The sequence below is a fragment of the Variovorax sp. P1_H2 genome (genome assembly GCF_056405295.1).
The window spans coordinates 1-7,938 of record NZ_JBFUCJ010000183.1; the positions used below are offsets into that span (position 1 = coordinate 1).

At 64.5% G+C, this 7,938-nt stretch carries 8 protein-coding genes and 1 pseudogene; 4 read left to right on the forward strand and 5 right to left on the reverse strand.

Annotation, left to right across the window (positions count from 1 at the left end; translation table 11 throughout):
- The 4 genes and pseudogenes from AC1D2E_RS33540 to AC1D2E_RS33555 all read left to right on the forward strand — a co-directional run.
- The coding region (locus tag AC1D2E_RS33540) for an alpha/beta hydrolase (RefSeq protein WP_478201408.1) at positions 1-627 on the forward strand (627 nt) is incomplete at its 5' end.
- The gene (locus tag AC1D2E_RS33545; RefSeq protein WP_478201409.1) at positions 624-1,055 is read left to right on the forward strand and encodes a hypothetical protein; all 432 of its coding nucleotides are present in this window, start codon (positions 624-626) and stop codon (positions 1,053-1,055) included. The genes AC1D2E_RS33540 and AC1D2E_RS33545, both read left to right, overlap by 4 nt.
- Complete coding sequence (locus AC1D2E_RS33550) at positions 1,052-1,981, forward strand: fatty acid desaturase (protein ID WP_478201410.1); 930 nt, start codon at positions 1,052-1,054, stop codon at positions 1,979-1,981. The genes AC1D2E_RS33545 and AC1D2E_RS33550 overlap by 4 nt, the downstream gene beginning before the upstream one ends.
- A 122-nt stretch (positions 1,982-2,103) precedes the next feature.
- Positions 2,104-2,325 (forward strand): annotated as a pseudogene (locus AC1D2E_RS33555) (helix-turn-helix domain-containing protein); the annotation flags it as partial.
- On the opposite strand, the gene AC1D2E_RS33560 reads toward AC1D2E_RS33555, so the two are convergent.
- From AC1D2E_RS33560 to AC1D2E_RS33580, 5 genes are all read right to left on the reverse strand, one after another.
- A complete protein-coding gene (locus tag AC1D2E_RS33560; protein WP_478201411.1) occupies positions 2,322-3,212 on the reverse strand; it encodes an NAD(P)-dependent oxidoreductase in 891 nt (296 codons plus the stop codon). The pseudogene AC1D2E_RS33555 and the gene AC1D2E_RS33560 overlap by 4 nt on opposite strands.
- A 4-nt stretch (positions 3,213-3,216) precedes the next feature.
- Positions 3,217-4,665 carry an aldehyde dehydrogenase family protein gene (locus AC1D2E_RS33565; RefSeq protein ID WP_478201412.1) on the reverse strand — a complete coding sequence of 483 codons (1,449 nt, stop codon included), beginning with the start codon at positions 4,663-4,665 and terminating at the stop codon, positions 3,217-3,219.
- 191 nt (positions 4,666-4,856) lie between these two features.
- Positions 4,857-6,257, reverse strand: a complete 1,401-nt coding sequence (locus AC1D2E_RS33570; protein ID WP_478201413.1) for an amidase — start codon at positions 6,255-6,257, stop codon at positions 4,857-4,859.
- A gap of 4 nt (positions 6,258-6,261) precedes the next feature.
- Positions 6,262-7,755, reverse strand: coding sequence for an ABC transporter substrate-binding protein (locus AC1D2E_RS33575; RefSeq protein WP_478201414.1), 1,494 nt, complete (start codon positions 7,753-7,755; stop codon positions 6,262-6,264).
- Between the two features lie 40 nt (positions 7,756-7,795).
- A partial coding sequence (locus AC1D2E_RS33580; protein ID WP_478201415.1) for an ABC transporter ATP-binding protein occupies positions 7,796-7,938 on the reverse strand: 143 nt, incomplete at its 5' end.

Below are 7,938 nucleotides of genomic sequence, written 5' to 3' on the forward strand. Positions count from 1 at the left end.
GTGCACGGCTGGCAAGGGAGACGCAGCCAGTTGGTCAAGATCGCGATTGACTTGGCAGATAAGGGCTACCGCGTAGTCACATTCGACGGCCCCGCGCATGGATCATCGGCCAAAAAGCGTACGACGCTCGTTGAATTCTCCGAGGCGGTGCAGAGCGCGACTAAACGGTTTGGTCCTCTGCATGCGATCGTTGGTCATTCGTTTGGGGCTGCTGCTGTCGGCATCGCGATGCGCAAGGGCGTGCAGGCGGAGCGCGCCGTCCTCATTTCGTGTCCATTTTCGCTCCGGCATGTGGTTAGCGGCTTTGCGAAATTTGTCGGCGTACCGCCTCGCTCACACGAAAAGATGTACCCACTGATGGAGCGACTCCATGGTTGCTCGGAAGACCAACTGTCGTTTGAAACGATCGGTCCTGATTTGAAAACGCCCTGCCTTCTAATTCATGACATCAGTGACCAATACATTCCATTCAAGGACGGCCAGATGGTATCTCTCACCATCCAGGGAGCCCGACTGGTACAGACCAAGGGTTTTGGGCACATGCGAATTTTGCAAGATGAGCATGTTGTCGAACAAGTCTCGCGGTTCGTTTCTGAGCCTGAGCATGAGCCCTCGATTGCGATATGAACTTCGCTATTTTTACGCCCGAAGGCAGCCTCTTCTTGCTTGTCGGAACTCTTTTGTTTTGCGCCGGAACGATGTTAGGTATTCCTCACGGTATAACGAAGCGAAGCGGAAACGCGAAAAGAACTGAACTCTGGCGCGTCGCCCACCTTTCAACTTGTGTCGGGGGCATTTCGCTGATTGCGCTCACCTTGGCACTCGAGAAATTATTCACTACAGCAGCCGTCTTTACACTTGCGCCTTTTGCTGCGGCCGCTTGTAGCTTCTTTTTGGCATGCACGCTAAGTGGGTTGCTTGGCAAGGGCTGGGACGACGATCGAACGGAGAGCAGTGTTGCCCTTGTTTATCGATTGCAGATTCTTGCCTCAGCCTTGTCAGTCATTGCCGTGGCGGCGTTTCTAGTTACTTTATTTTTGATAATTACTTCATGAGAGCAATTGCATTCGATCGCGAGGAGGTAATTTTCTTGGCCGGCAGAGCCTACACAAGGCGCTTTATCTATTTCGCAACGTCAACCATCTTGGTGCTATGGGGCTCAGTGATTGCAGTGAACCAGCTGATCCTGTCGCCCTGGGATGCCCTGTATGTCCTGCCTGTCGCTTTCGTGGCGACGGCTCTCGGAGCTAATACTGGGTATCACATGTACTTTACCCACCGGACATTTACGACACACAAGGTGTTTCGGGGCTTCCTCGCCCTCTTGGGAACATTGCTATGCCAGGACTCGGTGATCCAATGGGTGGCAAACCACAAACGGCATCATCGCCACGTTGATATCGCGGACAGAGATCCACACACTCCCACGCAGTTTGGCACTAACCGCTTAGCTGTGCTCACTGTCGGTCTGTGGTGGGCATCTATGGGCTGGAAGTTTAGTCGAGTTCTCACCTCAAAGAAATTTTATGCTGGACAGCTTCTCGATGAACCAATGCTGCGGTGGTTTGATAGGTATTTCGTCGTTATTTCTTACGCTGGATTTGCTCTGCCCTTCGCTGTTGGGTGGGTAATAGGTGGCCAGAATTTGGCCGTTAAATGGTTCGCTTATTTCGGCGCGCTACGAGTTTTCATAGGCTATTTTTTTACAGAATTCGTGGTGAACGGCCTCTGTCACTGCGTAGGATCATCAAAGTTCGAAACCAAAGGTCAATCAACTAATCTTGTATTTATGTCGCCCCTGACCTTCGGGGCCACGCTGCATCACAATCATCATGCCTTTCCCCGGGCGCTTTCTCCCGCAATAGATAAGGAGCTTGACCCGATGAAATTGATCTATTGGATACTTCAGAAGCTGAACGTGATTGTCTTGGCACCTAGCCCGACCCCGGAAGAAATCGAGAAGAGGCGGGTCCATCCTTAAAAAATGGACCTTTCCGCCAAGTTTTTTTGCAACAGTTATCGAACTTTAGGGATGACCTACAAAAAAGGCCCATCCCTTGCATGATCTGATCCCATGATTGACAAACGCGCGTCAGCACGCTTGCGCGGCTGTTCCGGAAGGAAATAGGGACAAGCTTCGCGAGTTGGCGGCAGCAGGTTCTGCTGGCTCGCGCACTGACGCTCGCAGCGCAACGAAAGTCAATTTCTCACATCGCGACGGAACTCGGTTACTCGAGCGCGAGTGCCTTCGCCGCGATGATGACGCGCTTGGTGGGAGTGCCCCCGTGCAAGTTCCTGTCGACCCGCGACGCAGGGTTACCCTAACGCAGCGCTTCCACCAGATCCAGCACCATCCGATCCGGCCCGAACGCATCGATCCCCTGCCCCAGCAGCTTCTCCACCGCCTGCGCGATGCCGTGGCTGGACGACGACTGCTCGGCCATGTCGTTGTAGTAGCCGAGGTCCTTCTTGGCATTGGCCATCGAGAACTTCAGCGAGGCGGTGTCGCCGGTCAGCAGCTTGGGCTTGACCCGCTCCAGCGCCACGCCGTTGCCGCCGCCCTTGGCCAGCACGTCGACGAAAACCTCGGGCGCGACACCGGCGTGCTGCGCGCAGGCGGCCGCCTCGCACAGCAGCGCCACGGTACCGAGCGAGACGAAGTTGTGCAGCAGCTTCATCGCGTGGCCGGCGCCGATGCCGCCCACGTGCGTGATGTTCTCCGCGAAGCAGCGCAGCAACGGCAGGCAGGCGGCCAGCACCTCGGCATCGCCGCCCACCAGCAGGTTGAGCCGGCCTTCGGCGGCTTCCTTCGCGGTCCGGGTCATCGGCGCATCGAGAAACTTGCCGCCCCTGGCCAGCACCGCCTGCGCGACCTTGGCGGTGGATGCGGKCACCGCGGTCGAGCAGTCGATCACCACCGTGCCCGGGCGCAGCCCCGCGAGCGCGCCCTTGTCGCCCAGCATCACGGCCTCGACCTGCGGCGTGCCGGTGACGCAGAGGATCAGCACGTCGACCTGCGCCGCCAGCGCCGTCACGTCCGACACCGCGCGGGCACCGGCCGCGAGCAGCGCGTCCACGGGCTGATTGCCGGGATGGTCGAGGATGGTCAGTTGATGGCCGTGCTTGACGATGTTCTGGGCGATGCCGCTGCCCATCAGGCCCACGCCGACCAGGCCGACGCGCCGGGGCTGCGCTTGTTCGTTCGAGTTCATAGCTTCATCCATGTTTGATGGCGATTGTCTTGAGGGTCGTGAAGCCTAGCAGGGCCTCGAAGCCTTTCTCGCGGCCGAAGCCGCTGGCCTTCACGCCGCCGAAGGGCAGCTCCACGCCGCCCGCCGCACCGTAATTGTTGACGAAGACCTGGCCGCAATGCAGCTTGTGCGCCATGCGCAGCTGCCGGGCGCCGTCGCGAGTCCAGACTCCCGCCACCAGGCCGAAGTCGGTGCCGTTGGCCAGCCGCACCGCCTCGGCCTCGTCGGCGAAGGGCATCACGGCCAGCACGGGGCCGAACACCTCGCGCTGCGCGAGCTCGCTGTCGGCCGGAACGTCGCGGAACAGCACCGCCTCCTGGTAGTAGCCGCTGGCCGAGGCGTGCGGCACCACCGTGCCCCGGGCGGCCACCTTCAGGCCCTGGGCCTCGGCCGTCGCGACCATGTCGCGCACCTGGTGGTACTGCTTCTCGTTGATCAGCGGACCCATGTCGAGGTCGTCCGCGGGCGGCCCCGAGCGCACGGCCGTGAAGCGCTCGGCCAGCCGCTGCACCACGTCTTCATAGACCGTGCGCTCGACCAGCACGCGGCTGCCGGCCGAACAGGTCTGGCCGGCGTTCTGGATGATGGCGTTGACGAGCACCGGCAGCGCCGCGTCGAGGTCGGCATCCGCGAACACGATCTGCGGCGACTTGCCGCCGAGCTCGAGCGTCACAGGGCAATGGCGCTCGGCGGCGGCGAGGCCGACGCTGCGGCCAGTAGCTGTCGAGCCGGTGAACGAGATGTGGTCGATGCCCCGGTGCGCGCACAGCGCGGCGCCGGCCTCCCTGCCGTAACCCGTGACCACGTTCAGCGCGCCGGCGGGAAAGCCCACCTCGCTGGCGATCTCCGCCAGCCGCAGCAGCGAGAGGCTCGCGTCCTCGGCCGGCTTGACCACGCAGGCGTTGCCGGCCGCGAGCGAGGCGCCCACGCTGCGGCCCGCGATCTGCATCGGGTAGTTCCACGGAATGATGTGGCCGGTGACGCCGTGCGGCATGCGCACGGTCAGCACGGTGTAGCCGCGCTCGTACGGTAGCGTGTCGCCGTGCAGCTTGTCGCAGGCGCCGGCGTAGTACTCCATGTAGCGCGCCAGCGCCGTGGCGTCGTTGCGGGCCACGCGCAGTGCCTTGCCGGTGTCGCGCGCTTCGAGTTGCGCCAGTTCCTCGTGGTGCTGGAGCACCGCGGCGCCCAGCCTGGCCAGCAGCCGGCCGCGCTCGAGCGCCGTCGTCCCGCCCCAGGGACCGTCGAAGTTCTCGCCCATCGCGCGACGCGCCGAGCGGACGGCGGCGTCCACGTCCGCCGCGGTGCCGCGTGCGATGCTGCCGAAGCGCTGGCCGTCGCTGGGATCGATCACGTCGATGGTTTCGGCGCTTTCGCCAGCCACCTGGCGGCCGTCGATGTAGTGGGTTGCGTTCATAGGGTGTGTCTCGTTGCGATGGGCGCCGGCAAGGCGCCGTTCATTTCAGTTCTTCAGCACGCGATCGCAGGACCCGCGACGCATGAAACCTGCGCAGCCAAAGGCCAGGGATACCGCGGAACCGGCTTCGCCGGGCCGCCGGTATCGCCCCCCTTGAGGGGGGAGGCGCCGCAGGCGCTTCGGGGGGTGTTTCATCCTGGTTCGGGCCAGGGCTTCTGCGCTTCGCGGATCTGCTCGAAGGCACGGCTGAACTGCAGCACGCCCAGGTCGTCGAAGCGGCGGCCGGCGATCTGCAGGCCGATCGGCAGGCCTTCGACCGAGTAGCCGCAGTTGATCGATGCCGCAGGCTGCTCCGACATGTTGTAGGGCACGGTGAAGCCGATGTGCTCCAGCGACAACAGCGGGTCGTTGGTCGGCGAGGCATGTTCCGCGGGCGCGGGCATGTTCGGCGACACCGGCGAGATCACGAAGTCATAGGCCTTGGTGGCGGCGACCGTGGCCGCTCGCGTGGCGATGAACTGGCTGTAGGCGTCGAAGACATGCTCGCCCGAGAAGCCGCTGGCGCTCTCGGCCCAGGCGTCGATGTAGGGCAGGATCTTCGCGCGCTTCCCGGCCGGCAGGGCGCGGATGTCGATCAGCGAGCGCAGGCGCCAGAAGTGGTCCATGCCCTGCAGCATCTGCGGCGTCATGAAGGGCTTGATCTCCTCCACCTGCGCGCCGGCCGCCTCGATGCGCTGCGCGGCGCGCCGCACGACTTGGGCGATCCGCGGGTCGAGCGGCAGGCCGCAGCCCGCGTCCATCAACAGTCCCACGCGCTTGCCGGCGAGGAACGAGGGGTCGACCTCGAAGGCGGTCCAGTCGATGGCCGCCGGCGGCAGTTCCGAATAGTCGCGGTCGTCGGGCTGTGCGAGCGACCGCATCATCAGCGCCGAGTCGGCCACCGTGCGCGTCATCGGCCCGGCGCAGCGGCCCATGTAGGGCGTGCCGAGCGGAATGCGGCCGGCGCTGGGCTTGAGCGTGAAGATGCCGCACCAGCTGGCCGGCAGGCGCAGCGAGCCGCCGATGTCGGTGCCGACGTGCAACGGTCCGTAGCCGGCGGCCGCGGCCGCACCGGCACCCGCGCTGGAGCCGCCGGGCGTGCGCGACAGGTCCCAGGGATTGCGCGAGATCGAGTGAAAGGTCGACAGGCCCGACGACAGCATGCCGAGGTCGGGCATCGTGGTCTTGGCGACCAGCACGGTGCCGTCTTCCTTGAGCCGTGCCGCAGGCGGCGAATCCTGCGTCATCGGCACCAGGTCGTAGGCCGCGGTGCCCAGCGGCATCGGGTCGCCCGCGGTCGCGAGGTTGTCCTTGAGGGTCAGGGGCACGCCGTCGAGCGCGCCGCGCGGCGTGCCGGCGCGCCAGCGCGCTTCCGAGGCGCGCGCCTGTTCGAGCGCGCGTTCGGGGCGGAACAGCCAGGTGGCGTGCAGCTTCGGCTCGAGCGCCTCGATGCGCGCGTTGACCGCGCGCGTCACCTCGACCGGCGAGAGTTCCTTGCTGCGGTAGGCCGCGCCAAGCTCGGCCACGCTCAGCGCATAAAGAGGCTGGGTCATCGCATCAGCTCCAGGTGATGGCCGCCAGGTCGTTCGCCACGATCGGCATGCTGAGCCACAGGCCCTTCACTTCCTTGCGCGCGACCGTGGGGAACACGGCCTGGAACAGGAAGCCGTTGACGGCGTCCGCCGCCAGCATCTTCTGCGCGTCGCCGAGCAGCGCGTTGCGCTTCTTCTCGTTGGCTTCGTTCTGGATCGAGGTGTAGAGGTCGCGAAACTTCTTCGAGTCGTAGCCCCAGTAGTAGTCGGGCTCGGTGTACTTCACGAGGTCGAAAGGCTCGACGTGCGCGACGATGCTGAGGTCGAAGTCGTGGCCGCCGCCGAAGGTGCCGCTGAGCCACTGGGCCCACTCGACGTTCTGGATCTTGACGTTGATGCCGATGGCCGCGAGCTGCGCCGCGATCACCTCGCCGCCCTGGCGTGCATAGGAGGGCGGCGGCAGCGTCATGCGCAGTTCGAGCGGCGTCTTCACGCCGGCTTCGGCCAGCAGCTGCCTGGCCTTCTCGATGTTGAACGGGTTGATGGCCGTCGTGTCGACATAGCCCGGCGCGCCGATCGGGTAGTGGCTGCCGATGGGCTTGCCGAAGCCGTCGGCCGCGCCCTGGATCACCGCGTTGCGGTCGACCGCGGCCAGGATCGCGCGCCGCACGCGCACGTCGTCGAGCGGCTTGCGCCTGTTGTTGATCGCCAGGATCACTTTGCTGCGCGTGCCGACCTCGATCACCTGGAAGCGCGGGCTGCTCTTGAACTGCACCACCGAGCGGGTGCCCGCGCGCGGGAAGATGTCGATGTCGCCGGCCATCAGCGCCGCGGTCTGCGCGGCCGAATCGGACATGAACTTGAAGACGAACTTGTTGACCTTGGCCAATGCCGGATTGCGGTAGGCCGGCGACTTGACCAGCGTGCAGGCCGAGCCGCGCTGCCAGCTGTCGAGCCGGTACGGGCCGGTGCCCACCGGCTTGCTCGCATTGGTGTCGGCGCTCTTCGGCTCGACGATGCAGGCGGTGGCCTGGCCCAGCATGAACAGCAGGTCGGGGTTGGGTTGCGTGGTGCTGATGACGACCGTGTCGGCATCGGGCGTCCTGACGCTGATCTCGCTGAAGAAGCGCTTGTCCTTGTTGGTGCTCTTCTCGCCGGCGGCGCGTTCGAAGGCGAACTTGACCGTGGCGGCGTCGAAGGCTTCGCCGTTCTCGAACTTCACGCCCTTCTGCAGCTTGAAGGTGTGGGTCTTGAGGTCGGGCGAGACCGTCCAGCTCTCGGCCAGCATCGGCGTGACCGAGCCGTCGGGGTTGATCTTCGTGAGCGTCTCGAAAATGTTGTAGTGCACGATCTCCGCGATGGCCGAGGCGGCGGCGGTGGTCGGGTCCAGGCCCGGCGGTTCCAGCGGCATGCCGATGGTCAGCATGTTCTTGCCGGTCTGCGCCTGCGCGAGCGGCAGGAAGGCGCCCGGTATCGCCGCGGCCATGGCGGTGCCGATGAGGGTGCGTCGCTTCAACATTCGTGTGTCTCCTGGAAATGAGGGATGGACTGTGCGCGGCCTAGGGCGTCTGYAAGACGGCCGACAGCAGCGTGCGGGTGTAGGGGTGCTGCGCCTCGCGGAACAGATCGCCGGGCCGGCCCTGCTCCACGATCCGGCCCTTGAAGACGACCGCCACGTCGTCGCACAGGTGGTTGACCACCG